This window comes from Streptomyces sp. NPDC085931 (assembly GCF_044540565.1).
Taxonomy (GTDB): Bacteria; Actinomycetota; Actinomycetes; order Streptomycetales; family Streptomycetaceae; genus Streptomyces.
The window spans coordinates 92,347-116,389 of the sequence record NZ_JBITSK010000012.1 but is presented as its reverse complement, the minus strand read 5'-3'; the positions used below and the strand labels follow the sequence as shown (position 1 = coordinate 116,389).

At 74.0% G+C, this 24,043-nt stretch carries 23 protein-coding genes and 1 pseudogene; 12 read left to right on the top strand and 12 right to left on the bottom strand.

Translation table 11 applies throughout. The features are described from left to right. Positions 1-14: 14 nt before the first annotated feature. The gene (locus tag ACIGAN_RS24900) at positions 15-620 is read right to left on the bottom strand and encodes a GTP-binding protein (RefSeq protein ID WP_399860618.1); all 606 of its coding nucleotides are present in this window, start codon (positions 618-620) and stop codon (positions 15-17) included. Positions 621-717: 97 nt separating this feature from the next. Next, a pseudogene (locus ACIGAN_RS24895) lies at positions 718-819 on the bottom strand (DUF742 domain-containing protein); the annotation flags it as partial. A gap of 281 nt (positions 820-1,100) precedes the next feature. Here ACIGAN_RS24895 and ACIGAN_RS24890 point away from each other — a divergent pair. Further along, a complete protein-coding gene (locus tag ACIGAN_RS24890; protein ID WP_399860615.1) occupies positions 1,101-1,700 on the top strand; it encodes a class I SAM-dependent methyltransferase in 600 nt (199 codons plus the stop codon). A gap of 25 nt (positions 1,701-1,725) precedes the next feature. Here ACIGAN_RS24890 and ACIGAN_RS24885 read toward each other — a convergent pair whose 3' ends face one another. Beyond that, positions 1,726-2,628, bottom strand: a complete 903-nt coding sequence (locus tag ACIGAN_RS24885) for an oxygenase MpaB family protein (RefSeq protein WP_365740992.1) — start codon at positions 2,626-2,628, stop codon at positions 1,726-1,728. Between the two features lie 99 nt (positions 2,629-2,727). On the opposite strand from ACIGAN_RS24885, the gene ACIGAN_RS24880 reads away from it, so the two are divergent. Both ACIGAN_RS24880 and ACIGAN_RS24875 read left to right on the top strand, forming a co-directional pair. Beyond that, positions 2,728-3,024: a hypothetical protein gene (locus ACIGAN_RS24880; protein WP_399860613.1), complete on the top strand. Its 297-nt coding sequence runs from the start codon at positions 2,728-2,730 to the stop codon at positions 3,022-3,024. A 137-nt stretch (positions 3,025-3,161) separates the two neighbouring features. Next, positions 3,162-4,019, top strand: coding sequence for a hypothetical protein (locus ACIGAN_RS24875; RefSeq protein ID WP_365088923.1), 858 nt, complete (start codon positions 3,162-3,164; stop codon positions 4,017-4,019). A gap of 13 nt (positions 4,020-4,032) precedes the next feature. Here the strand turns inward: ACIGAN_RS24875 and ACIGAN_RS24870 are convergent, their stop codons facing one another. Next, a complete protein-coding gene (locus ACIGAN_RS24870) occupies positions 4,033-4,215 on the bottom strand; it encodes a hypothetical protein (protein ID WP_365740998.1) in 183 nt (60 codons plus the stop codon). A gap of 390 nt (positions 4,216-4,605) precedes the next feature. On the opposite strand from ACIGAN_RS24870, the gene ACIGAN_RS24865 reads away from it, so the two are divergent. Continuing rightward, the gene (locus tag ACIGAN_RS24865) at positions 4,606-7,521 is read left to right on the top strand and encodes a DEAD/DEAH box helicase (RefSeq protein WP_399860610.1); all 2,916 of its coding nucleotides are present in this window, start codon (positions 4,606-4,608) and stop codon (positions 7,519-7,521) included. Further along, positions 7,518-8,819 (top strand): SWIM zinc finger family protein, encoded by a 1,302-nt coding sequence (locus ACIGAN_RS24860; RefSeq protein WP_365741000.1) that lies wholly within the window; start codon positions 7,518-7,520, stop codon positions 8,817-8,819. Before ACIGAN_RS24865 ends, ACIGAN_RS24860 begins: the two co-directional genes overlap by 4 nt. A 1-nt stretch (position 8,820) precedes the next feature. Here ACIGAN_RS24860 and ACIGAN_RS24855 read toward each other — a convergent pair whose 3' ends face one another. Beyond that, positions 8,821-9,189 (bottom strand): hypothetical protein, encoded by a 369-nt coding sequence (locus tag ACIGAN_RS24855; RefSeq protein ID WP_399860608.1) that lies wholly within the window; start codon positions 9,187-9,189, stop codon positions 8,821-8,823. Positions 9,190-9,648: 459 nt separating this feature from the next. After that, positions 9,649-10,815, bottom strand: a complete 1,167-nt coding sequence (gene xylA, locus ACIGAN_RS24850; RefSeq protein ID WP_399860605.1) for a xylose isomerase — start codon at positions 10,813-10,815, stop codon at positions 9,649-9,651. 131 nt (positions 10,816-10,946) lie between these two features. Between xylA and xylB the strand changes: the two genes are divergently transcribed. From xylB to ACIGAN_RS24820, 6 genes are all read left to right on the top strand, one after another. Next, positions 10,947-12,392 (top strand): xylulokinase, encoded by a 1,446-nt coding sequence (gene xylB / locus ACIGAN_RS24845; RefSeq protein WP_399860603.1) that lies wholly within the window; start codon positions 10,947-10,949, stop codon positions 12,390-12,392. A 15-nt stretch (positions 12,393-12,407) separates the two neighbouring features. Next, positions 12,408-13,652: an ROK family transcriptional regulator gene (locus tag ACIGAN_RS24840; protein ID WP_365741006.1), complete on the top strand. Its 1,245-nt coding sequence runs from the start codon at positions 12,408-12,410 to the stop codon at positions 13,650-13,652. A 432-nt stretch (positions 13,653-14,084) separates the two neighbouring features. Next, the gene (locus tag ACIGAN_RS24835; RefSeq protein WP_399860600.1) at positions 14,085-14,684 is read left to right on the top strand and encodes an N-acetylmuramoyl-L-alanine amidase; all 600 of its coding nucleotides are present in this window, start codon (positions 14,085-14,087) and stop codon (positions 14,682-14,684) included. Between the two features lie 95 nt (positions 14,685-14,779). Further along, entirely contained in the window at positions 14,780-15,175 is a 396-nt protein-coding gene (locus ACIGAN_RS24830) for a luciferase domain-containing protein (RefSeq protein ID WP_399860597.1), read from the top strand. Positions 15,176-15,178: 3 nt separating this feature from the next. Continuing rightward, on the top strand, positions 15,179-16,354 hold the full coding sequence (locus tag ACIGAN_RS24825; protein ID WP_399860594.1) for a bifunctional class I SAM-dependent methyltransferase/NUDIX hydrolase: 1,176 nt from the start codon (positions 15,179-15,181) through the stop codon (positions 16,352-16,354). A gap of 163 nt (positions 16,355-16,517) precedes the next feature. Then, positions 16,518-17,717, top strand: a complete 1,200-nt coding sequence (locus tag ACIGAN_RS24820; protein WP_365088942.1) for a phosphodiester glycosidase family protein — start codon at positions 16,518-16,520, stop codon at positions 17,715-17,717. 36 nt (positions 17,718-17,753) lie between these two features. Here the strand turns inward: ACIGAN_RS24820 and ACIGAN_RS24815 are convergent, their stop codons facing one another. The 6 genes from ACIGAN_RS24815 to ACIGAN_RS24790 all read right to left on the bottom strand — a co-directional run bounded on the left by ACIGAN_RS24815 (position 17,754) and on the right by ACIGAN_RS24790 (position 23,033). Further along, positions 17,754-17,948, bottom strand: a complete 195-nt coding sequence (locus ACIGAN_RS24815; RefSeq protein WP_365088943.1) for a hypothetical protein — start codon at positions 17,946-17,948, stop codon at positions 17,754-17,756. 121 nt (positions 17,949-18,069) lie between these two features. After that, on the bottom strand, positions 18,070-18,933 hold the full coding sequence (locus tag ACIGAN_RS24810; protein ID WP_399860591.1) for a phosphatidylinositol-specific phospholipase C/glycerophosphodiester phosphodiesterase family protein: 864 nt from the start codon (positions 18,931-18,933) through the stop codon (positions 18,070-18,072). A gap of 195 nt (positions 18,934-19,128) precedes the next feature. Next, positions 19,129-20,202 carry an acyl-CoA dehydrogenase family protein gene (locus ACIGAN_RS24805; RefSeq protein WP_399860588.1) on the bottom strand — a complete coding sequence of 358 codons (1,074 nt, stop codon included), beginning with the start codon at positions 20,200-20,202 and terminating at the stop codon, positions 19,129-19,131. Beyond that, positions 20,199-21,380 carry an acyl-CoA dehydrogenase family protein gene (locus tag ACIGAN_RS24800; RefSeq protein ID WP_399860585.1) on the bottom strand — a complete coding sequence of 394 codons (1,182 nt, stop codon included), beginning with the start codon at positions 21,378-21,380 and terminating at the stop codon, positions 20,199-20,201. Before ACIGAN_RS24800 ends, ACIGAN_RS24805 begins: the two co-directional genes overlap by 4 nt. After that, positions 21,377-22,342, bottom strand: coding sequence for an NADPH:quinone oxidoreductase family protein (locus ACIGAN_RS24795; RefSeq protein ID WP_365088949.1), 966 nt, complete (start codon positions 22,340-22,342; stop codon positions 21,377-21,379). Before ACIGAN_RS24795 ends, ACIGAN_RS24800 begins: the two co-directional genes overlap by 4 nt. A 118-nt stretch (positions 22,343-22,460) precedes the next feature. Then, positions 22,461-23,033, bottom strand: coding sequence for a helix-turn-helix domain-containing protein (locus tag ACIGAN_RS24790; RefSeq protein WP_365088951.1), 573 nt, complete (start codon positions 23,031-23,033; stop codon positions 22,461-22,463). A 77-nt stretch (positions 23,034-23,110) separates the two neighbouring features. Between ACIGAN_RS24790 and ACIGAN_RS24785 the strand changes: the two genes are divergently transcribed. Then, complete coding sequence (locus ACIGAN_RS24785) at positions 23,111-24,031, top strand: NAD(P)/FAD-dependent oxidoreductase (RefSeq protein WP_399860580.1); 921 nt, start codon at positions 23,111-23,113, stop codon at positions 24,029-24,031. Positions 24,032-24,043: the final 12 nt, after the last annotated feature.

The following is a 24,043-nucleotide window of genomic DNA, read 5'->3' as shown; positions in this document are numbered from 1 at the left end:
CAGCGGCACCAGGGTCAGCCGACCGACTCGAGGAGCCGGGCGGTGTGCATCCGCCCGGCGTACTCGACGAGCCGGATCAACACCTCCTTCCCCGAGTCGCGGTCGCGCGCGTCGCACAGCACGACGGGCGTCCCCCGGTCCAGGTCGAGGGCGCGCGAGACGTCCGGGGCGCCGTACCGCCCGGCCCCCGCGAAGCAGTTGACGGCCACGACGAACGGGATGCGCCGGTGCTCGAAGTAGTCGACCGCCGGGAAGCAGTCCTCCAGGCGCCGGGTGTCGGCGAGCACCACCGCACCGAGCGCCCCCCGCGCCAACTCGTCCCACAGGAACCAGAAGCGGTCCTGGCCGGGCGTGCCGAACAGGTACAGGGACAGGTCGGAGCGGAGGGTGATCCGGCCGAAGTCCATGGTGACGGTGGTGGTGGTCTTGCGGTCCACGCCGTCGGTGTCGTCCACCGACCGGCCCGCCTCGCTGAGGAGTTCCTCGGTGCGCAGCGGCCGGATCTCGCTGACGGCGCCGACCAGGGTGGTCTTGCCCACCCCGAACCCGCCGGCGACCAGAATCTTCAACGCCAGCGCGGCGCTCTCGCCGTCCGCGGCGTCGGGGTGCTCGGAGACCATTGATCACTTCTCTCGGGACTGTCGGCAACGGTGACGTGCCTGCGGATGGGATGCGAGTTCCTCCACGCCGGATGTGCGGCCGTCCGCGCGGGTTCGGTCACAGCGCCCTCAGCCCTTCGATCACCTCGCGCAGCATGCGCTCGTCGGGCCGTTGCGCCGGAGGCACGGGGCGGCTGATGGTGACACAGCCGGGCTCCAGGGCGTGAGCGCCCGGTGGCGGCGAGCGCGCGGACGGTGCAGCGCACGCCGAGGGCGGCGCCCGCACACGCCATCACGTACGACAGCGCGGGGGTCAGCCACCCCAGGACGGCGTGGTCCTGGTGTCCCATGACCTCGGGACGCTAGACCCGGAACAGGCGCACAAAGGGGGCACATTCCGAAAGGTATTGCAATATGACGCACGATGCGCCGGAACGATCGGGTCACGCTCGAACGTGTGCGCTGAGGCGTCATCCCTGCCGGTGAGGAATCATGCGGTGCATGAGCGACGACCAGACACGTGTCCAGGAGTTCTTCGCCGCCCGCGCCGCCGACTGGGACACCCGGTTCCCCGACGACGGCCCGGCCTACGCCGCCGCCGTCGCGGAGCTCGGGCTGCGGGCGGGGGACCGTGTGCTCGACGCCGGGTGCGGCACCGGACGGGCCCTGCCGCCCCTGCGTGCCGCCGTGGGGCCATCAGGGGTGGTGCTCGGGGCCGATCTGACCCCGGCCATGCTGCGGGAGGCCGTGCGGGCCGGGCGGGACCGTGACGGGACGCTGCTGCTCACGGATGTCGCCGCGCTGCCCCTGCGCGCGGGGTCGCTGGACGCCGTGTTCGGGGCGGGGCTCATCTCGCATCTGCCGAAGCCCGCCGAGGACTTGCGGGAGCTGGCGCGTGTGGTGCGCCCCGGTGGTGTGCTGGCGCTGTTCCACCCGATCGGCAGGGCCGCCCTCGCGGCCCGCCACGGCCGTCCGCTCACCCCGGACGACCTGCGCGCGGAGCCCAACCTCCGCCCGCTCCTGGCCGGTTCGGGGTGGCGGCTGACCTCGTACGTCGACGAGTACACCCGCTTCCTGGCCCTGGCCGTACGCGAGGGCTGAGCTGCCCCGAGGAGATGGCGGCCCCTCACCCGGCCGCGGCGTCCGACACTCCGGTGTGCCGCACCGGGCAGCCCCGGACGCCCGGGACCGGCCACGTCCCCAGTGCGGCGATCTCGTAGCCGTTCGGGTAGCCCTTGATCTCCCGGTTCTGGCGGGCGAAGTGCGGGGCGCGCCGCGGCGGCAGCAGTCGGACGGCACGCCCCCGCAGCCGTACCGCGCGGCGCACCCACGCGCGTGTGGCGGCACTCGGCGGGGTGTAACGGAACGCCTCCAGGAGCGCGTCGTCGAGCAGCGAGAGCGTCGCGGTGCGCAGCAGCGGCGCGAGCGGGCGCGGGTACCAGGAGGCCATCAGGTCGAGCGTGGCGTCCGAGACGCGGCGGGCGTCCTCGTCCCAGGCGAAGTGGGCGGCCTCGTAGTCGTCGAGGCAGGTCTCGAACTCCTCGTACGTCCGGGGGATGTCCTTGATGCCCATGTGGCGGCCGAGCGTGCGGTAGTGGACCACGCCGGCGACGGTCTCGTGGCGCGACATCCTGCGCCAGCCGTAGGCGTCGATCCACCGTTTCGGCATCACGACGAACGTGCAGAGGACGTACCGCATGTCCTCGTCGCTGATGTCGTAACTGCGGTGCATCCCGTTGATGCGGCGGATCGCGGTCCGGCCCTGCTCGCTGCCGAAGCCGTGCTCCACGATGGTGTCCAGGAGCAGCGACGTGTCGTCGTAGCGCTTCTGCGTGCGGTCCGTGAGCTCCGCGGTCCGGGCGAGCAGCCGGCCGATGCTGGGGACGGCGTACGTGCGGTACAGCGCCAGTTCCAGGGAGCGGGCGAAGTCCCAGGGGAACTCGTAGGCCACGCTCAGCCGGTAGATCTCCGTGGCCTCGCGGTACGGGTCCATCCCGCGGATCCGTTCGAGCCGTTCGAACCGCTTCACCGTGCCGTCCCCCTTCTGCCTGCGAACTTCCAACTCTACGTTGGTGACCTGGAGATGACCCGTGAGCGGGGACAGCGCGCCGGGGGAAGGTGGTCAGCGATGTGGGACAAGGTCCGCAAGGCCGGGGAGAGGGTCGCTCACGCCCTTCGCCCGGAGCCGAGGACGGGCGGCGGTGAGCGTCCGCACAATCTCTTCGAGGCCGCCGCCGTCTATGTCGCGGCGAGCGCGCAGGACGACCGGGAACGGGCCGACGAGGCGGCCGGCTGGGTGTCACCCGAGGCGCTGTCGTTCGGGGTGAACGAGCTGGCCTGCCGGGCCGTGGTGGCGCTGGCGCGCGAGCGCGGCGAGTCGCCCGGAGCCGTGGCCCGTGAGCTGCTGGGGCTGCCGGCGGCGTGAGAGCCGGGGCGCGGGACGGCCGATTCGCCCCTGTCCGCCGGAAAACTGCAGCTCCGCGTGCGCTTGCGAGGTCGTGACAAGCGGCTTCCGCTCGCACTAGGGTGCGCGCCGTCGGACGAATGGATGGGGGTACTGGGATGGCCGGGACGGACGAGGACGCCGTCGCCGCCGCGGACGATGCGCTCTATGTGCTCACGGCGGTGCTGCTGACGCCGGCGAAGTTCCCGAGTGTGCTGGGCGACGACTACCCGGAGGCGTGCGCGGCGCTGGGCCTCGCGCCGCTCGCCGACGGCTACGGGCTGGTACTCGGACAGGACGGCGAGGGCGCCCGGTGGACGGTCGTCATCGACGACGTCTCCCTGGTGGCGGTCGCGATCGCCTCGTGGGACTGCGGCATGGAGTACGAGCTGTCGCCCGACGAGCGCACGGTGGTCGCGGCCCTGCCCGGCTGGCCCCTCGCGGTGGCCGTCGCGGCGCCCGGCGTGCCCGCGCCGCACGACCCCGGCCCGGAGGCCGACGACCGGCCGCCGCTGACTCCGCCGGACACCAGCGTGTGGGGTCCGGCCCAGCGGCGCCTGGGCGCGGACGAGATCGCACTGCAGTGGGCGACCTGGCGGGAGCAGGTCGACGACGCGGCCTTCCCGCAGCCGGGGACGGCGGCGACGCCGGATGACGACGGCGAGGCCGCCGACGGTCCGGCCGGCGGGACGGGGAACGGGTCGGCGGGCCACAGCGGCATCCGGCGCGTCCTGGCGGAGGCGCGCACCTACATCGACACGCCACCGCCGCTGGGGCGGGTCCGCTCGTCGTTCGCGCCGGGTGACGCGCGGACCCTGCGGGCCGACGGTCCCGGCTGGTCGCTGGTGGCCAGGACCGACGACATCGCTTTCGTGCTGCTGGACGAGGAGCCCGGCGAGGTCCTGCCGGTGGGGCGGGGGCCGGAGCTGCCGGGCCTCCTCGCGGCACTCGACAAGATGGCGGTACGGCCGGCCTGAGCGATCCGGGCGATCAGCGGCCCAGTTCCTTGCGGGTGACGCGGCGCAGCCTGCGCCGCTGTGCGGGATCGAGCGTGAGGTAGGCGGCGGCCGGGACTCCCAGGATGATCAGAAGCGCGGCCCACCAGGGCAGCCAGATCAGCAGGATGAGCCCGGCCGCCACACCACCCGCGGCGATCTTGGCGTTCTTCGACATGACTGTCGCCTCCTTCGCGGCCTGTGCCGCTCTCTGTCCTGAAAACGGCACCGCGTTTCCGGCGGTTCCACCGCCACCCCTGAGACATCCCTGAGGTGCGACCCCGAGGCGACCCCTAACCCCTAGGCGCCCCTAGGCGACCCTGAGAAGAGGAACCGCCGCGGCGGAACACCGCAACGCACCTCACCGCGCATCCATGGTGACCCACCTCACACCGAAGCCATACCCACCCGTTCACAGATTGCTGTATCCTCGGCGACTCCGACTCCACTAGTCAAATTTGAGGAATCAGCCATAACCGAGCAGTCGACTCCCCCGGCACCGTCCTCCGTTTCCTCCGCTTCCTCCTCCAGCCTCTCCGACCTTCCGGAACTGGCCTGGTGCAGTGCCGTGTTCCTGCCCGGCGACCCGGCCCGCACCGGCACCGTCGCCTTCTGGCGCCCCGACGGCGCCCCTCCTCCGGCCGTCACGCCGGCATCTGTCGCGGGGCCGACCGTCGCGGGGCCGACCTTCGCGGAGCTGACCGTCGCCGTGCCCGGCAGCGACGGGCCCGAGGCGGTGGACGTGCCCGCCGTGCTGATGCCGGTGGGCGCGGCCCTGCCGCTCCTCACCCGCGCGCGGGTGGCCGGGGAAGGCCACCGCGCCACCGTCTTCTGGGGCGCGGCCGCGTTCCAGGCGCTGCACCTCGTGGCCCGTGGACTGCTGCTGCCGGGGCTGTCGCCGGGCGACCAGGACGCCTGGCGCACCGGCCCGCTGGGCGCCCCGGACATCGAGGCCCTGCGCCGACTCGCCGCCGCGATGCCGCCCGAGGCACACGCCGTGCCGCTGCCGGGCACCGGGCCCCTGCGGCTGCCCGACCCGGAGCAGCACCTGCGCGCCTTCCTCGACGCCGTGGCCGACAGCCTGCCCCGCTCCCCCGCCGCGGCCCTGGTGACCGGCGGACCCGCCTACGCGTCACCGGAACCGGTGCATCTGCCCGAACTGCGCCCCTGGGCCGCCGACATCGCCGCGGGTCTCGACGCGGGCGTGCGGCTGTCGCTGCGCGTCGAGGTGCGCGGTCTGCCCGGGACGGCCGATGGCGGGACCGCCGACGCCGACGCCGACACCGACGCTTGGGCCGACACCGACACCAATCCTTGGGACGACACCGAAACCGACACCAACACCGACGCCGGCGTGAGGTTCCGGGCCGTGCTCCAGGTGCACGGCGTGAGCGACCCGGCGCTCGTCGCGGACGCCGCGGACGTCTGGGCGGGCACCGCGGGCGAGGCACTCGGCCCGCGCGCGCGGATGGACGCCCTGCTCGCCCTGCGCCGGGCCGCCCGGGCCTGGACCCCGCTCACCCCGCTGCTGTCCGCGACCGTGCCGGACGCCATGGAACTCACCGACGACGAGGTCACCGAACTCCTCGGCGCGGGCGCCCACGCCCTGGCGGCGGCCGGCGTGGACGTGCACTGGCCGCGGGAACTGGTCCGTGAGCTCACCACGCGCGCGGAGGTGGGGCCCTCCGGCGACGAGCGGAACGACGGCCGCTCCTTCGCCGCCGTGCCGTCGTTCCTCTCCGCCGACGCGCTGCTCGCGTTCGACTGGTCCTTCGCCGTCGGCGACCGGACACTGAGCCGCGCGGAGCTGGACCGGCTCGCCGAAGCCAAGCGCCCCGTGGTGCGACTGCGCGACCAGTGGATCCTGCTCGACCCCCGGGAAGTGGCGCTCGCCCGCTCCCGGCAGGACCGCAAGGTCACCCCGGTCGACGCCTTGGGAGCCGCCCTGACGGGCTGGACCGAGGTGGACGGACGGCGGATCGAGGTACGGCCCACCGGCTGGCTGGCGGCGCTGCGGGAGCGGCTGGCGGACCCCGAGGCGCAACGGCCCGTGGCGCAGCCGGCCGCCCTCGCGGCCACTCTGCGCGACTACCAGCGGCGGGGACTGAACTGGCTCGCGAGCATGACGTCGCTGGGTCTGGGCTGCTGCCTCGCCGACGACATGGGTCTCGGCAAGACGATCACGCTGATCGCGCTGCACCTGCATCGGCAGGCCGACGCGCAGTCCGCCGGCCCCACCCTGGTGGTCTGCCCGACGTCCCTGATGGGCAACTGGCAGCGGGAGATCGAGCGGTTCGCGCCCGGCACGCCGGTGCGGCGCTTCCACGGCCCGCGCCGGGACCTGGCGGGCCTCGTGGACGGCGAGTTCGTGCTCACCACCTACGGCACCATGCGCCTGGACGCGGCCCGGCTGGCGGAGGTGCCCTGGGGCCTGCTCGTGGCGGACGAGGCCCAGCACGTGAAGAACCCGTACTCCTCCACGGCGCGGCAGTTGCGTTCCATCGGGGCACGCGCGCGTGTGGCGCTCACCGGCACCCCGGTGGAGAACAACCTGTCGGAGCTGTGGGCGATCCTCGACTGGGCGACGCCGGGACTGCTGGGCCGGCTCGGCACCTTCCGCAGGCGGTACGCGCAGGCCGTGGAGGGCGGCCGGGATCCGGCCGCGGCGGACCGTCTGGCCCGGCTCGTACGGCCGTTCCTGCTGCGCCGCCGCAAGTCCGATCCGGGTATCGCGCCGGAGCTGCCGCCGAAGACGGAGACCGACCACGCCGTGTCGCTGACCTCCGAGCAGACGGCGCTGTACGAGGCCGTGGTGCGGGAGGCGCTCGCGGACATCTCCGGCGCGGACAGCATGGCGCGGCGCGGGCTGATCGTGAAGCTGCTGACGGGCCTGAAGCAGATCTGCAACCACCCGGCGCAGTACCTCAAGGAGGAGCGGCCGGTGATCTCCGGTCGCTCCGGGAAGCTGGAACTGCTGGACGAACTGCTCGACACGATCCTCGCCGAGGGCGCGGGCGTGCTGGTCTTCACGCAGTACGTGCGGATGGCCCGCCTCCTGGAACGGCACCTGACCGCCCGCGGCACGCCCTCGCAGTTCCTGCACGGGGGCACGCCCGTCGCCGAGCGCGAGGCCATGGTGCAGCGTTTCCAGGACGGTGAGGTGCCCGTGTTCCTGCTCTCGTTGAAGGCGGCCGGCACCGGCCTGAACCTCACCCGGGCCGAGCACGTCGTGCACTACGACCGCTGGTGGAACCCTGCCGTCGAGGCCCAGGCGACGGACCGTGCCTACCGCATCGGGCAGACCCGGCCCGTGCAGGTGCACCGGATCATCGCGGAGGGAACCGTCGAGGACCGCATCGCCGAACTGCTGACCCGCAAGCGGGAGCTGGCGGACGCGGTCCTCGGCTCGGGCGAGGCGGCGCTCACGGAACTGACGGACGCGGAACTGGCCGATCTGGTCGCACTGCGAGGGGGCCTGCGATGACGAGGTACGACGGCGACACGGAACGCACGTTCGCGGCGCTGCCACCCGCGCGCGGGCGGGGCTTCGCCCAGACCTGGTGGGGTCAGGCGTGGCTGAAGGCGCTGGAGGACACGGCGCTGGACAACGCGCAGCTCAAGGCGGGCCGTCGGCTCGCCCGCGCGGGAGCGGTCGGGGCGGTGTCGGTCCGCCCGGGCCGTCTCACGGCCGTCGTCCAGGACCGCGACCGCACGGCGCACCGGGCCGACGTCCTGCTGGAGGAATTGTCGCCCGGGCAGTGGGACCGCCTGCTGGACATGACGGTGGAGCGGGCCGGGCACGTGGCGGCGCTGCTGGACCGGGAGATGCCGCCGCACCTGGTCGAGGACGCGGCGGCGGCGGGCGTCGACCTGCTGCCCGGTCTGGGCGATCTGGAGCCGCAGTGCGACTGCGGGGCGTGGGACCACTGCGGGCACACCGCGGCGCTCTGCTACCAGGTGGCACGGTTGCTGGACCAGGACCCGTTCGTCCTGCTGCTGATGCGCGGGCGTGGCGAGGACGGACTGCTGGGCGACCTGCAGCGGCGCAGTGCCACATCCGCCGCGGAACCCGCCGGACCGGAGGGCGTGGACGCCGCCGAGGCCTACGCCGCCGGTGACATCCTGCCGCCGCTCCCGGAGCTTCCGGCACTGCCCGACGGGCCCGGTGTGCCGCCGTCCCTGGACGCCGAGACGGCGCCCGCGCCGGGCGTCGACCCGGCCGCGCTGGAGTTCCTGGCCGCGCGCACGGCCGGACGGGCCCACCGGCTGCTCGGAGAAGCGCTCCGGGGTGTCTTCGAGGCGGAACTGACGCCCGAGCAGGACGCGGTGCGGCTGGCCGCGGGCGAGGCCGGGCAGGAGGCGTCCGCAGGGCAGGAGACCGCTCCCGGCCGGGAGGTGGCGGACCGTCTCGCCGACGGCTCCGGCCGCGGCCGGGAAGGGCTGGCGGCCGCCGTCCGTGCGTGGCGCCTCGGTGGTGCTCAAGCGCTGTCCGTCCTCGACGAGGAGTGGCGCGTGGAGGGCGAGGTGCTCGCACGCGCGCGTGCCGCCCTGGACTCGGCCTGGGACGCGGACGAACGGCCCGGGCTGCGGGCGCGGGCGAACCGCTGGACGGCCACCGGCGCACCGGTCCAGTTGCGCCTCGGCCGGGACGGCCGGTGGTGGCCCTACCGCAAGGAAGGCGGCCGCTGGCTGCCCGCCGGAGCAGCGACCCTGGACCCGGCCACGGCACTGGTGTCGGCGCAACTCGCCGCCGAGGCGGCCGCGCCGGGCTCAGGGCAGTAGCTCACTGACCGAGGTCCAGGGACGGAACAAGCGATTCCAGCCCGCTGGGCAGATGGCTGGGCAGATCACTCGGCAGCCGGGTCGGCAGGTCACTGGGCAGGTCGCTCGGCAGCCGGGTCGGAAACCCCGAGGGCAATGAGGTCGGCAGGCCGCTCGGCAGCCGGGTGGGAATGCCGATGGAGGGCGCGGACGTGCCGCTCGAGCCCGCGCCGGGCGGTTCGTCCTCGTCCGGCGAGTCGTCACGTCCCGAGGCCATCAGCACCACGAGGGACACGGCTGCGACGGCCACGAGCAGGGCCAGCAGCAGGAACAGCGGGTTCCGGCGCCGGGGAGGACCGGGCGGACGGGGCGGTACGGGCGGCATGGCCATACGGACCAGAGTCGCGGCGTACCGCTCGCCGCGGGAGGGGCGCGCGGAAGCTGATACGGACTCATGGCACGGACCGCATGGTTCCGGTGCACGACGGCGAACCGCGCCCAGTCGATGCCGGCGACAGCGAGCACGGCGTCGTCGGCCGGCCACCCCGACCGGCCACCCCGCCCAGCCACCCCGACCGGCCGCAGGGCCCGCACAGGCGGGTGAGACGCGGGCACGACGCAGGTGTACGCGGCTCACCGCCCACACCACGCGCGCGTGCGCGACTGACCACCGGCACGACGCGCGCGTGCACGGCTCACCGCCGACACCACGCGCGCGTGCGCTGTCCGGCGGTCGGTCGCCGCCACGCGCGTGGCGACCGACCGCCAGAACCCCACCCCGTGGAGCCTGGACAGCCTCGACAGCACACGCGCGTGCAGCGGACCCCGCGCCCACCCCCGCGCACGGGGATCAGCCGCGCGCGCCCAGCAGGTGGTCCATGGCCAGCTGGTCCAGGCGCTCGAAGGCCATGCCGCGGGCCGCGGCCGCCTCGACGTCGAACGTCTCGAAGGCCGAGCGGTCGTCGAGCAGGGCCTGCAGGCCGTCCGCGGCGGTCGGCTGGGCCAGCTCGTCCAGGCGGGCCGCCCGCAGGGCCTCCTGGACCTCCGGGTCGGCACGGAACGCGGACGCGCGCTCCTTGAGGATGAGGTAGTTGCGCATGCAGCCGGCAGCCGAGGCCCATACGCCGTCGAGGTCCTCGGTCCGCGGCGGCTTGAAGTCGAAGTGGCGGGGACCGGCGTATCCGGCCGACTCCAGCAGGTCGACGAGCCAGAACGCGGCGCGCAGGTCACCGGCGCCGAACCGCAGGTCCTGGTCGTACTTGATGCCGGACTGGCCGTTGAGGTCGATGTGGAACAGCTTGCCCGCCCACAGCGCCTGCGCGATGCCGTGCGGGAAGTTCAGCCCGGCCATCTGCTCGTGCCCGACCTCGGGGTTCACGCCGTACAGCTCCGGACGCTCCAGACGCTCGATGAACGCCAGGGCGTGGCCGACCGTCGGCAGCAGGATGTCGCCGCGCGGCTCGTTCGGCTTGGGCTCGATCGCGAAGCGCAGGTCGTAGCCCTGGGAGGTGACGTACTCACCCAGCAGGTCGAAGGCCTCCTTCATCCGGTCCAGGGCCGCGCGGACGTCCTTCGCGGCGCCCGACTCGGCGCCCTCGCGGCCGCCCCAGGCCACGTACACCTCGGCGCCGAGCTCGACGGCGAGGTCGATGTTGCGGATGGTCTTGCGCAGCGCGTAACGGCGCACGTCGCGGTCGTTGGCGGTGAACGCGCCGTCCTTGAACACCGGGTGCGTGAAGAGGTTGGTGGTGGCCATCGGCACCTTCATGCCGGTGGCGTCCAGCGCCTGCCGGAAGCGCTTGATGTGGGCCTCGCGCTCGGTGTCGCTCGAGCCGAAGGGGATCAGGTCGTCGTCGTGGAAGGTGACGCCGTGGGCGCCGAGCTCGGCCAGGCGCTGCACCGTCTCGACCGGGTCGAGGGCACGCCGCGTGGCGTCGCCGAAGGGGTCCCGTCCCTGCCAGCCGACGGTCCACAAGCCGAAGGTGAATTTGTCCTCGGGGGTGGGCTGGTAGCTCATGCCGCGGCTCCTTGCTCGCTGAGGGTATTTCGTCATGCCGATTTACAAATTAGTATGCGAACACCTCTCTGGGAAGAGACGACGTGCCTTCAGAACGAAGACACGTGCCGCGCGCAGTAGGGAGAAGCCCGATGTCAGCAGCCGAGGGTCCGCTCGTCGTCGGCGTGGACTCGTCCACCCAGTCCACCAAGGCGCTGGTCGTCGACGTGGCCACCGGCCGGGTCGTCGCGAGCGGCCAGGCGCCGCACACGGTCTCCTCGGGGGCCGGCCGCGAGAGCGACCCGCGCCAGTGGTGGGACGCGCTGCGCGAGGCCCTGCACCAGTGCGGGGAGGCCGCGCACGAGGCCGCCGCCGTGTCGGTGGGCGGCCAGCAACACGGCCTGGTCACCCTGGACGAGCGGGGCGAGCCGGTGCGCCCGGCCCTGCTGTGGAACGACGTGCGCTCGGCGCCGCAGGCCCGCCGGCTCACGGAGGAACTCGGCGGGGCGAAGTTCTGGGCGGAGCGGACCGGAAGCGTCCTGGCCGCCTCGTTCACCGTCACCAAGTGGGCCTGGCTGGCGGAGCACGAACCGGACGCGGTGCGCGCCACGAGGGCCGTGCGCCTCCCCCACGACTACCTGACCGAGCGGCTCACGGGCCAGGGCACGACCGACCGCGGCGACGCCTCGGGCACGGGCTGGTGGGCGTCCGGGACGGAGGCGTACGACGAGGAGATCCTGGCGCACGTGGGACTCGACCCGGCCCTGCTGCCGCGGGTGGTCCGGCCCGGCGAGGTGGCGGGCACGGTGCGTGACAGCCATGATCTGCCGTTCTCCAAGGGGACCCTGGTCGCGCCGGGCACCGGCGACAACGCCGCGGCCGCGCTGGGGCTGGGCGTGCGTCCGGGCACGCCGGTGATGAGCCTCGGCACCTCGGGCACGGTGTACGCCGTGTCGCGCCACCGGCCCGCCGACCCGAGCGGCACGGTGGCGGGCTTCGCCGACGCCCGCGGCGACTGGCTCCCGCTGGCCTGCACCCTCAACTGCACGCTCGCCGTCGACCGGATCGCGACGCTGCTGGGCCTGGACCGCGAGGCCGTCGAACCCGGCACGGCCGTCACGCTGCTGCCCTTCCTGGACGGCGAACGCACCCCGAACCTGCCGAACGCCTCCGGCGTGCTGCACGGCCTGCGCCACGACACGACGGCCGGCCAGCTCCTCCAGGCCGCCTACGACGGGGCCGTCCACTCCCTGCTGGGCGCGCTCGACCTGGTCCTCGACGAGGACGCCGACCGCTCGGCGCCCCTGCTGCTGATCGGCGGCGGCGCCCGGGGCAGGGCCTGGCAGGACACCGTACGGCGGCTGTCGGGGCGTCCGGTGCAGGTGCCCGAGGCGAAGGAACTGGTGGCGCTGGGGGCCGCCGCGCAGGCGGCCGGGCTGCTCACCGGGGAGGACCCGGCTGCGGTCGCACGGCGGTGGGACACGGCGGCCGGACCTGTCCTCGACGCCGTGGAGCGGGACGAGGAGACGCTGGCCCGGATCGCCGGGGTACTCTCCGACGCGGCTCCGCTGCTGGAGCGGCCCACCGACATCCACTGAGGACTGGCGTCAGGCATGACCGCACCGCTGCACGAGACCCGTCCGGCCGGGCCGGGACGCGCGCCGTCCGAGCCCCACCCCGCCGGGCCGGGCCGCGCGCTGCCCGACACCCAGCAGGGCATGCGCCGCCGCAATCTCGCCCGCGTCCTGCACACTGTGCGCGCCGAGGGGCCGTTGTCCCGGGCCGCCGTCGCCTCGCGGATCGGCCTGACCCGGGCGGCGGTGTCCACGCTCGTCGACGAACTGATCCGCTCGGGCCTGCTCGAGGAACTCGGGCCCGAGCGCCCCGGCCGCGTGGGCCGCCCCGGCTCCGCGCTCGCGGTCAGCGGACGGGGCCCGGCCGGGATCGGTGCGGAGGTCGGCGTCGACCACCTCGCGGTCTGCGCCGTCGACCTGCGCGGTACGACCCGGGCCCGGGCGATACGCCAGGGCGCGAACCGCGGCCGCTCCCCCGAACCGGTGCTCGCCGAACTCACCGAACTGATCCGCCGGGTCGTCGCCGAGGCGGAGGACGAGGGGTTGTGGCCCGCCGGACTCGCCGTGGCCGTACCGGGCCTGGTGGCGCGTGACGCCAGGACCGTGGTCCGCGCCCCGAACCTCGACTGGCACGACACGGACCTCGGTGCGCTGCTGCCCGCGGACCTCCCGCTGACCGTGGACAACGAGGCGAACTTCGGCGCCCTGGCGGAACTCTGGCTCGGCGAGGGCACCCCGCGCGACTTCCTGCACGTGTCGGCGGAGATCGGCATCGGCGCGGCGGTCGTGGTGGACGGCGGGCTGCTGCGCGGAACGCGCGGCTTCGCGGGCGAGCTGGGACATGTGCCGGTCCGGCCCGACGGCCCTCCGTGCGCGTGCGGGGGCCGCGGGTGTCTGGAGCAGTACGCCGGTGAGGAGGCGGTGCTGCGCGCGGCCGGCCTGGAGCCGGACGAGGACCGGGTCGGTCTGCTCGCGGGACGCGCGGCGGAGGGCGACACGGAGGTTCGCCGGGCCCTGCGCGAGGCGGGCACCGCGCTCGGCATCGCCCTGACCGGCGCGGTCAACCTTCTCGACCCCGAGAGCGTGGTGCTCGGCGGGGAGCTGTCCGGGCTGGCGCCGTGGCTGCTGCCCGCGCTCCAGGACGAGCTGGCCCGGCGCACCGCCGGACCGGTGTGTCCCGTGTCCGTGTCCCGGCTGGGCCCGGAGGGACCGCTGCTCGGAGCGGCGCATTCGGTCGTACGAGCGGTGCTGGACGATCCGGCCGCCGTCGCCGAGCGGACCTGACGACCGCGCCCGGCAGGCGGTGCCGAGGCACCGGTCCACACCGACGAACGGCTGCCCGCCACCGGTAGCCGATCACCGATCACCGATCACCAGCCGCCGATTGCCGGTCACCGACCGACTACCGATCCCCACTCGCCGATCCCCACTCGCCGATCACCGCTCACGCACAGGCGCACCCCCGCGCCAACCCCCCTGTCACACGCCCGGGTACGGCATCCACCTGCCGCAATCACCCGACCGGGTGAGCGAGTTGTCCACAATCCCAGGCCCCTCCACCGAAACGCCTCGTGTCCCTCGGAGCACCCGGCCGGCGCCGTAACTTGATCCAGGCGGGCCGCGGCCGCACCGGGCCGCCGCTCCGTCCACCGCTCCCCGCACGGGAGCGAGCGAGAGCAAGTGACCCCTGCCCCGTCGGACCCGGAAGGCACCATCATGGACCGGACAACCTCCCTCCCCAGCAGGCGCGGACTCCTCCTCGGAGCCGCTCTCACCGCCGTCCCCTCCGCCCTGCTCCACGACACGCGTGCCGCGGCCCGGCCACAGGCCGTCGACCATCCCGGAGCGGCGTGGCACCCGGCGAGCCGCGCCAACTACACGCCGTCGAACCGCCCCCGAGCCCATCCGCTGCACTATGTGGTCATCCACGTCGCCCAGACGACGTACTCCGGCACCCTGTCCGTCTTCCGCAACCCCGCACAGAGGGTGTCCGCGCACTACGTGGTGCGCTCCTCCGACGGGCACGTGGCGCAGTGCGTGCGCGAGGCCGACATCGCCTGGCACGCGGGGAACTGGGACTACAACACCCGCAGCATCGGCATCGAGCACGAAGGCTGGGTGAACCAGCCGAGGTACTTCACCGACGCCATGTACGAGCGGTCGGCCCGGCTCACGGCGGCGATCTGCGCGCGGTACGGCATCCCCCGGAACCGCGCGCACATCATCGGCCACCACGAGGTACCGGGCAGCGACCACACGGATCCGGGCCGGCACTGGGACTGGAAGCGCTACCTCAGACTCGTCAAATCGGCCTGAGCACCCGGCCGGTGGGGAGGTCGGCCCGCCTCACGTCCCGGTTACAAATCACTCAACCACTGGTTGCGGCGCGGTGAGCGGGCGACGATGGGAGCATGACTCTGGCCCAGCGCGCCCTGGAGCGTCTGCAGGCCTGGCCCGATCTGTCGGCGGGCCCGGCGAGTTGCGGCACCGGACGGGCGCTCCGTTCCGCCCGCGACGAGATCGTCCACTTCCACTCGGACCGGGACGTGGACCTCCACCTCACCCGCCGGGCCATCCAGCGCCTCCGCTACGACCTGTCCGGGTCGAGCGCCATCCACCTGCTCCCCGGTTCCGGGTGGGTGACGGTCCACCTCGACTGCGAGGCGGACGTCGACCTGCTGCTCACACTCGTGAGCAGCGCCCTCAAGGCCCACCAGACCCGACCGGCGGCCGCCGAGCCCGCGCAGCCCGGATGCAACTTCCACCGGGTCACCGTGCTGCCGCGCGACGCCGTGGCGGGTGGCTGAGACGTGGCGACCGGACGACCCGAGGCCGTCAACGCCGAGGCATGGCATGCGTACGGCATCCACCACCTGGAGCGCGGCACGGTGCTGCCCGAGGCGGTCCGCGTCGACTGGGGCTTCGAGGGCGGGGGCCCGGGCGTGGAGGTGCTCGGGGAGCTGGCGGGCCGGCGGGTGCTGGACCTCGGGTGCGGTCCGGCCCGGCACGCGGCCCATCTGGTCAGGGCTCACGGCGCGCGGGTGGACGCGGTCGACGCCTCGGCCGGCCAGTACGAACGGGCCCGCGCCCGGTACGGCTCCCTGCCCGGGCTGCGGCTGATCCTGGCCGACGCGGTGGAGCATCTGCGCACGGCGGAGCCGTACGACGTCGTCTACTCCGTCAACGCCGTCCCGTACATCGGCCCGCACCGGCTGCTGCCCGTCCTGGCCGGGGCACTGAAGCCGGGCGGCAGGCTCTGCTTCACCGTGCTGCACACCAACTCCCGGGGTGACGGCCCGTCGGACCGGGTGGCCGCCCGGCCCGAAACCCTGCGGCTGGCCGGCGGCGGGAACGTCACGGTGCACATGTGGGTCCTCACGACCGGGTTGTGGACGGCCCTGCTCACCGAGTACGGGCTGCGCGTGGAGCATGTCGACGTGCTGGACGCGCCCGAGCCGGGCAACCGGGCGTCCTACCGGCTGTTCCGGGTGACACGGCCCGTCCGGGTCTCCTCCCGGCCGCGCACCGGCAAGCCGCCGGTGGCGCACGCGGCGCTCGGGGTGGGTGCCGTCCTGCACGGACCGCGCGGACTGCTGCTCGGGCGGCACCGGCACGGCACGTGGGAGCTGCCGGGCGGCACGGTGGAGCCCGGGGAGTCGCTGCAGGAGGCGGTGGTGCGCGAGCTGGGCGAGGAGACCGGCCTCGTGGCCCGGCCGGAGGACGTCCGGCTGCTCGGGACGCTCCTGGACGACGCGGGCGGTGTCGTCCGGGTGACCGTGGCCGCCCGGGTCACCGCCTGGCGGGGCGAGCCCTCGGACCAGCCCGGGGAGAGCGTGGGCCGCTGGCGCTGGTTCGCGCTCGACCGGCTGCCGGAGCAGCTCTTCGTGTGCAGCGCGCAGGCGCTCACGGCGTGGCGACCCGGTCTGCCGATCGACCACGCGCCGGCGCGTTTCACGCCGTACGGCACCGGAACGGGCGACCGCTGAAGCACCCGGAGGAGTGCGTTTTTTCAGCCGTTCCCGCGTGGTCGGCGCCCAGCCACCCCCACGGCCCGCGCGGTCTGGTGCACTGCCCCTGAGTGTCGGGACAGCTGACGAGACATCAGGGGGCACGGTGACAGGTCGTCACAGACGCGGAGCGGGACGAGCGGTGCTGGCGCTTCTCACGGCGTTCGGCGCGCTGGCCGGTGCGGCCCTGGCGGGGGCGGCACCGGCCGGCGCCGTCCAGAAGGCCGTGCGGGTCGCGCCGGGCGTCACTTACGAGCAGTTCGACATCAAGGCGGCGAAGGGGGTGACCCGCGCGCACGTGGTGCGGGTGGACCTGGGCAACCCGCAGGTGAAGGTGGATCTGCTGTATCCGGGGGCGGTGGCCTCCCGGGCGCAGGTCTCTCGGATGGCCGATGCCCAGGGGGCGGTCGCCGGTGTGAACGGCGACTTCTTCAACATCAGCGAGGCGCAGCACCCAGGGGTGGAGGTGACGGGGGCGAGCGTGGGTCCGGCGATCGCGGCCGGGCGGACGCTGAAGGCGGCTGTTCCCAAGGGGCAGCGGTTCGGGCCGGCGCTGCCGCCCGGCACCACGACCGAGGACGTGTTCGGCGTCGGCACCGACGGCGTGGCGCGGCTGGACCGGCTGGCCCTGGACGGTTCGGTCCGTACGGCCGAGGGCCAGCTGCCGCTCGGCGGGCTCAACCAGTACGCGCTGCCGGTCGGTTCGGTCGGGGCCTTCACGTCCGAGTGGGGCAGCGTCTCCCGGGTGCGTGCCACCTGCGGCACGGACACGGACCGGGCCGCGCCCTGCAGCACGGACACGTACGAGGTGACGGTCCGCGACGGCAAGGTCGTCTCGGCGGCCGACACCCCGGGCAGCGGTGCCATCGCCGCGGGGACCACGGTGCTGGTCGGCCGGGAGGCGGGGGCCCAGCAGCTGCGCAAGCTCTCCACCGGTGCGGCGGTCGAGGTCGAGCACCGTCTGGTGGCGGCCACGGACGGCGCCGCGTACCGCCTCGCGCTCGGCGGCTACCCGGTGCTCTCGGGCGGGCGGCCGCTGACGGGGCTGGACGACACGACGTCGGCCGTCCGCACGGCGGTGGGCATCGCCGACGGCGGGCGGCGGGTGCTGCTGCTCGCGCTGGACGGAGCCGCCGCCTACCGCACTGGGCTGACGATCGCCGAAGTGGCCGACACCATGCGGAAGCTGGGGGCGGCCGACGCGTTCAGCCTGGACGGCGGCGGCTCGTCGACGCTGGTCGCCCGGAAGCCCGGCGCGAGCGCGGTCACGGTGCGCAACCACCCCAGCGGCGGCGCCGAACGGGCCGTCCCCAACGGCATCGGCGTGTTCTCGGCACCGTGAGAACCGTCAGTGAGGACCGTGAGTCAGTGAAGGCCGTCAGGGACGCAGGCTGCTGACGATGTCCGCCGTCGCCGTGAGGCCGCTGTGGATGGTGGGGGCGATGCTGGTGCTCGCCAGATAGAAGCCGAGCAGCAGGCAGACCAGCGCATGGGAGAACTTCAGCCCGCCATTGCGCAGGAAGATCACCGCCAGGATCACGAGCAGCAGCACCACAGAGATGGAAATGGCCATCGTCGACTCCTCCGCCACGCCGCCTTGTCCGGTTCACGGCGTTCGGCCGTAAGTGTGGCGTAGCGGAGGGTTCGTCCGGGCGGCTGACCTGTCCGCCGAACGTGTGGTGTTCGGCTCGCCTCTAGGCCGTCCGGCGGGCGTCGAGGAACGCCTCCAGGCCGGCGAGGTCGTCGGTGTTGAGGTGGTCGACGCCGGCGGCGAGCAGTTCGCCCCAGACCGCGTCGCGGGCGGGTCCGGGCAGATCGGGGGTCGCCCAGAAACGCACCCTCCGGCCGCTCCGGTGGGCGGCTTCGACGATGCCCCGCAGCTTGAGCCGCTCGGCGTCGGGGAACGGGCCCTCGCCCCGCCAGGTGAAGTTGAGCGTCCAGTTGTCGCTGATCAGCGGAATGAAGGAGGCCGGGGCCGGGCCGCCGAGGTCGGCGAGCCGGCCGTCGTAGAAGGCGCGCCGGACGGTCTGGGCCTCCATGGGGGCGCGGGCGGCGCGGTCGCCGGAGATCACGGCGGTGACCGCGCCGTGGTGGACGCGGCCGTGGGCGCAGGTGGTGAACAGGTGCCGGTAGCGCCGCAGATGCCGGTCGAGCTCCAGGTACGTCGACGAGCCCTCGGTCTTGATGTCGATCAGCAGTTGCAGTGAGCCGCGGTGGCCCCGGTACACCGAGCCGTGGTTGGCCCGGACGCGGGCCGCGAGCGGGTCGAGGTAGAGGGACTCCAGCGTGCGGGACGGGTCCAGGTCCTCCGGGTCATGGGCGACGAGGAGCTGGTCGCCGACGAGGTGGATGTCGGCCTCGACACTGCCGAAGCGGTGGTCCAGGGCGTCGGACAGCGGGCGTGGATGCTCGTAGTCGTTGTGGGCGTGGGCCCGCCACAACGGGCGTGGCCGGTGGCCTCGTTCACCGGCCACGGCGTGGGTTGCGGGAAGGGCGATCGAGCCCGCGAGGGCCGCGCCGAGGGTGGTGAGGGCTCTGCGACGGGTGGTGAGGGCCATGCTCTGCCTCCCTGGAGGTGCCGTACGGGAACCCTGTGAGTATGGGGTCGGGACGGCGCCAAGGGGCAGGTGCGGGTGCGGAGTTGGCCGGACCGCCGCCGTGCCGGGGCACGGCGCACCGAGAAGCCCGCCCCAGGTGGGACGGGCTTCACGCGCGGGCCAGCCGGAGGTTCCCGGTCGCCGGTCAGGTGGGCGTCAGGGAGCCTGGAGGTCCACCAGGCGGGCGAGCGCCTCGCGATGGGCGCCCGCGGTGCCGTAGGCGATCGAGTCGGCCTTCGCCCGCTTCAGGTAGAGGTGGACCGGGTGCTCCCATGTCATGCCGAGGCCGCCGTGCAGTTGCAGGGCCTCCTCGGCGGCGTGGACCGCGACCGGTGCCGCGTAGGCCTGGGCGACGGTGACCGCGATGTCGGTGTCCTCGCCGGTCGTCAGGGCGTCGGCGGCGTTGCGGGCGGCGGCGCGGAGGTTGACGACCTCCAGCCAGAGCTGGGCGAGGCGGTGCTTGAGCGCCTGGAAGCCGCCGACGGGGCGGTTGAACTGCTTGCGTTCCTTCAGGTAGCGGACGGTCTCCGTCAGCGTCCAGTCGGCGAGGCCGAGTTGTTCGGAGGCGAGGAGCCCGGCTCCGGCGCGCAGGGCGCGGCGGACGGCGGGTCCGGCGTCGCCCAGCAGCCGGCCCGGGACCTGGTCGAGGGTGACGGTGGCGAGGGGCCGGGTCAGGTCCAGCGAGGTCTGCGGGGTGACGGTCGCGGCGGCCGCGTCGACCGCGTAGAGGCCGCCGTCGTCGGCGGGGACGAGCAGGACGTCGGCGACGGCGGCGTCGGCGATGCCGGTCAGTTCACCGTGCAGCAGGCCGTTGTCGAGCCGGGCGGTCCGGTGGGCGGCGCCGGGTGCGACGTTGAGGGCGACCGCGAGGGCGCCGATCGTCGTTCCGGTCGCGAGTTCGCGGAGCAGGTCGTCGGCGCCGCAGGCCAGCAGGGCCTCGGTGGCGACGACCGCGCTCGTCAGGTACGGCACGGGCGCGACCGCGCGGCCCAGTTCCTCCAGCACCACGGCGGCTTCGCGGTGGGTGGCGCCCTGGCCGTCGAGTTCCTCGGGCACCAGCAGTCCGGCGAGGCCCATGCCGTCGGTGAGGGCCTTCCACAGGGCCCGGTGGTGCGGGGTGTCCGACTCGGTGCGGGCGATGACGCCGGGCGCGTCGCAGTGGTCGGTGAGCAGGTCGCGGACGGCGGCGCGCAGCGCCTCTTCCTCTTCTGCGTACAGCAGGTCGCTCATCGGGCGAGGTCCTTCCAGGCGACGTCCTTGTCGGTGCGCGGCTCGGGGGGCAGGCCGAGGACGCGCTCGGCGACGATGTTGAGCAGGACCTCGCTGGTCCCGCCCTCGATGCTGTTGCCCTTGGAGCGCAGGTAGCGGTAGCCGGCCTCGCGTCCGGTGAAGTCGACCAGTTCCGGGCGCCGCATGGTCCAGTCGTCGTACAGCAGGCCCTCCTCGCCGAGGAGTTCCACCTCAAGGCCGCTGATCTCCTGGTTGAGGCGGGCGAAGGCGAGCTTCATGCCGGCGCCCTCGGGGCCGGGCTGGCCGGCGACGAGTTGCTGGCGCAGCCGCTCGGCGGTGACGCGGGAGACCTCGGCCTCCACCCAGAGCTTCAGCAGCCGCTGGTGCAGGTCGTGGGTGCGCAGCTCGGGCCGCTCGCGCCAGGTCTTCGCGGCGGGGCCGATCATGCCGCCCTCGCGGGGCAGCCGCATGCCGCCGATGGCGACGCGCTCGTTGTTCAGCGTGGTCTGCGCGACCTTCCAGCCGTCGCCGATCGCGCCGAGGCGCCGGGAGTCCGGGATGCGGACGTCGGTGAGGAACACCTCGTTGAACTCGGCCTCGCCGGTGATCTGCCGCAGCGGGCGCACCTCGACGCCCGGGTCGGTCATGTCGCAGACGAAGTAGGTGATGCCGCGGTGCTTGGGCACGTCCGGGTCGGTGCGGGCGATGAGGATGGCCCAGCGGGCGATGTGGGCGCTGGACGTCCAGACCTTCTGCCCGTTGACCACCCAGTGGTCGCCCTCCCGCACGGCCCGGGTGCCCAGCGCGGCCAGGTCGGAACCGGCGCCCGGCTCGCTGAACAGCTGGCACCAGACCTCCTCCCCGGTCCACAGCGGCCGCAGGTAGCGCCGCTGCTGCTCCTCGGTGCCGTACTGGAGGATCGTCGGGGCGGCCATGCCGAGGCCGATGCCGATGCGCCGGGGGTCGTTGTCGGGCGCTCCGGCCGCGGCCAGTTCGGCGTCGACGACCGCCTGCAGGGAGCGGGCGGCGCCGAGCCCGCCGAGGCCCTGCGGGAAGTGCACCCAGGCCAGCCCGGCGTCGAAGCGGGCGCGCAGGAAGTCCAGGCGGTCGGTGGAGGCCGGCGGGTGGGCGGCCAGCAACGCGCGGGTCGTGTCGCGCAGTTCCTCGGCGGTGGTCATGCCGGCTCCTCCATGACGACGGCGATCCGGCCGGTGGTGCGGCCGTCCGCCACGCGCTGCACGGCGGCGGCCGCCTCGCCGAGCGGCACGCGCTCGCTGACCAGCGGCTTGATCGCGCCCCGGGCCGCCAGTTCGGTGAGCTCCTCGTGGCAGCGCCGGACCAGCTGCGGGTTCTTGGTGTTGTACAGGCCCCAGTGCAGGCCCAGGATCGAGTAGTTCTTCACCAGGGCGTGGTTGAGGTGCGGGTTGGGGATGGTGCCGCCGGCGAAGCCGACGACGACGATCCGGCCCTCGAAGGCGACGGTCTTGGCGGACTGGGTGTAGGCCTCGCCGCCGACCGGGTCGTAGATCACGTCGGCGCCCCGGCCGCCGGTGGCCGCCTTGACGGCGGCGACGACGTCCTCGGTACGCCGGTCGACGACCACGTCGCAGCCCAGCTCCTTGGCGACGGCCGCCTTCCCGGAGCCGCCGACGACACCGATGACGGTGGCGCCGGCGGCCTTCCCGAGCTGCACGGCCGCGCTGCCGACCCCTCCTGCGGCAGCGTGGACGAGCAGGGTCTCCCCGGCCTGGAGGGCGGCCCGGCGGTGCAGGCCGAACCAGCCGGTCTGGTAGCCGATGTGCAGGGCTGCGGCCTCGGCGTCGTCGAGGGCGTCCGGGGCGGGCAGCAGGGCGGCGGCGTCGGCGACGGTGTACTCCGCGAAGCCGCCGTGGGGCAGCACCGGGTTGGCGATCACCCGGCGGCCGTCCTCGGTCTCGCCGCAGATCTCCACGCCCGGCGTGAACGGCAGCGGCGGCCTGACCTGGTACTGGCCGCGGCACAGCAGGGCGTCGGGGAAGTTGACGTTCGCGGCGCGCACCCTCAGCAGCACCTGGCCCTCGCCGGGCGTGGGCGGCTCCGCCTCCTCGAGCCGCATCACCTCGCTCGGCTCGCCGTTCTCGTGCACGTGCCATGCCTGCATGCGGTGCCTCCACGGGGGACTGCTTCGTCTGACCGGGGTCGTTCGCATACTAAGCGGTCGCTTGCCGATCAGGGAACCGTCTTCCCGGGAAGAGTCCCGCCGTGCGGTATCGCGTGCGTCACGGCCGCTTCGGCCGCGCCCGCACATGCATCCGCTCCCCCTGCGGCCCGAACAGGCTGAGGAACTCCACGGGCCCCTCCCCCGTCGACCCGAACCAGTGCGGCACGCGGGTGTCGAACTCGGCGGCCTCCCCGGCCGTGAGCACCACGTCGTGCTCCCCCAGCACCAGCCGCAGCTTCCCGGACAGCACGTACAGCCACTCGTAGCCCTCGTGCGTGCGCGGTTCGGGCTCCAGGCTGCGCTGCGGTTCGAGCACCTTGTACGCCTGGAGGCCGCCGGGCTGGCGGGTGAGCGGCCAGTGGGTGCGGCCGAACATCACGATCGGCTTCGCGCGCACCCGGGGATCGCCGGCCGGCGGCGCCCCGACCAGTTCGTCGAGCGCCACCTGGTGGGCGCGCGCGATCGGCAGCAGCAGTTCCAGACTGGGTTTGCGCAGCCCGGACTCCAGCCGCGAGAGGGTGCTGACGGAGATGCCGGTGGCCTCGGAGAGCTCGGCCAGGGTCACCTCCCGTTCCTTGCGCATCTGCCGCAGCCGGGGGCCTACGCCCGCGAGTACCTCGTCCGTGGTCATGCTCGTATTGCAGTTTCGGCAAACGTGTTTGTCAATCCCGTACCGCTGGAGCGACGCTCGGCAGCGGAGGTGGTCACATGACCGAGAAGTACGCAGTGGTCGTCGTCGGCGGGGGCGCGGCGGGCCTGTCCGCGGCGCTGGTGCTGGGGCGGGCGCGGCACCGCACGCTGGTCGTCGACGCGGGCGAGCCGCGCAACGCCCCCGCGGCGCACATGCAGGGCTACCTGTCGCGCGACGGGATGCCGCCCGCCGAGTTCCTGGCGATCGGCCGGGAGGAGATCGCGCGCTACGGCGTCGAACTGGTACGCGACCGGGTGGTGGACGTCGAGCGCGCCGAGGACTTCGCCGTGGTGCTGGCCGGTGGCCGCACCGTGCGGGCCCGGCGGCTGGTGGTCGCGACCGGGCTGAAGGACGAGCTGCCCCCGGTGCCCGGGGTCGCCGAGCGGTTCGGGCGGGACGTGCTGCACTGCCCGTTCTGCCACGGCTGGGAGGTGCGCGACCAGCCGTTCGGGGTGCTCGCGACGAGCCCGGCGAGCGTGCACCAGGCGCTGATGGTGTCGCAGTGGTCGAAGGACGTGCGGCTCTTCCTGCACACGGTCTCCGAGGCGGAGCTGTCCGACGAGGACCTGCGCCGGCTCGCCGCGGCCCGGGTGGACGTGGTGCCCGGGGAGGTGGCGGAGCTGGTGATCGAGGAGGACCGGCTCACCGGGGTGCGGCTCGCGGACGGTACGGCGCACGCCCGCTCAGTGGTGTTCACCGCCCCGCGGCCCGTGCCGCAGACCGGTCTGCTGGAGCGGCTGGGCGCCGAGCTGCACGAGACGCCGTTCGGCGCGTACCCGGTGGTCGACGCGACCGGACTGACGACCGTGCCGGGTGTGTGGGCCGCGGGCAACGCGATCGGCTTCGCCGAGCAGGTCGTGCACGCGGCGAGCGGCGGGTACCGGGCCGCGTCGGCGATCGTCGGGGATCTGCTGATGGCGGACCTGGACGCCGTCTGAGAGCTTCCGCGA

Coding starts and splice junctions, on each gene's coding strand:
- ACIGAN_RS24900 (WP_399860618.1), bottom strand. CDS start 620: ATGGTCTCCGAGCACCCCGACGCCGCGGACGGCGAGAGCGCCGCGCTG.
- ACIGAN_RS24890 (WP_399860615.1), top strand. CDS start 1,101: ATGAGCGACGACCAGACACGTGTCCAGGAGTTCTTCGCCGCCCGCGCC.
- ACIGAN_RS24880 (WP_399860613.1), top strand. CDS start 2,728: ATGTGGGACAAGGTCCGCAAGGCCGGGGAGAGGGTCGCTCACGCCCTT.
- ACIGAN_RS24875 (WP_365088923.1), top strand. CDS start 3,162: ATGGCCGGGACGGACGAGGACGCCGTCGCCGCCGCGGACGATGCGCTC.
- ACIGAN_RS24870 (WP_365740998.1), bottom strand. CDS start 4,215: ATGTCGAAGAACGCCAAGATCGCCGCGGGTGGTGTGGCGGCCGGGCTC.
- ACIGAN_RS24860 (WP_365741000.1), top strand. CDS start 7,518: ATGACGAGGTACGACGGCGACACGGAACGCACGTTCGCGGCGCTGCCA.
- ACIGAN_RS24855 (WP_399860608.1), bottom strand. CDS start 9,189: ATGGCCATGCCGCCCGTACCGCCCCGTCCGCCCGGTCCTCCCCGGCGC.
- xylA (WP_399860605.1), bottom strand. CDS start 10,815: ATGAGCTACCAGCCCACCCCCGAGGACAAATTCACCTTCGGCTTGTGG.
- xylB (WP_399860603.1), top strand. CDS start 10,947: ATGTCAGCAGCCGAGGGTCCGCTCGTCGTCGGCGTGGACTCGTCCACC.
- ACIGAN_RS24840 (WP_365741006.1), top strand. CDS start 12,408: ATGACCGCACCGCTGCACGAGACCCGTCCGGCCGGGCCGGGACGCGCG.
- ACIGAN_RS24835 (WP_399860600.1), top strand. CDS start 14,085: ATGGACCGGACAACCTCCCTCCCCAGCAGGCGCGGACTCCTCCTCGGA.
- ACIGAN_RS24830 (WP_399860597.1), top strand. CDS start 14,780: ATGACTCTGGCCCAGCGCGCCCTGGAGCGTCTGCAGGCCTGGCCCGAT.
- ACIGAN_RS24815 (WP_365088943.1), bottom strand. CDS start 17,948: ATGGCCATTTCCATCTCTGTGGTGCTGCTGCTCGTGATCCTGGCGGTG.
- ACIGAN_RS24810 (WP_399860591.1), bottom strand. CDS start 18,933: ATGGCCCTCACCACCCGTCGCAGAGCCCTCACCACCCTCGGCGCGGCC.
- ACIGAN_RS24805 (WP_399860588.1), bottom strand. CDS start 20,202: ATGAGCGACCTGCTGTACGCAGAAGAGGAAGAGGCGCTGCGCGCCGCC.
- ACIGAN_RS24800 (WP_399860585.1), bottom strand. CDS start 21,380: ATGACCACCGCCGAGGAACTGCGCGACACGACCCGCGCGTTGCTGGCC.
- ACIGAN_RS24795 (WP_365088949.1), bottom strand. CDS start 22,342: ATGCAGGCATGGCACGTGCACGAGAACGGCGAGCCGAGCGAGGTGATG.
- ACIGAN_RS24790 (WP_365088951.1), bottom strand. CDS start 23,033: ATGACCACGGACGAGGTACTCGCGGGCGTAGGCCCCCGGCTGCGGCAG.
- ACIGAN_RS24785 (WP_399860580.1), top strand. CDS start 23,111: ATGACCGAGAAGTACGCAGTGGTCGTCGTCGGCGGGGGCGCGGCGGGC.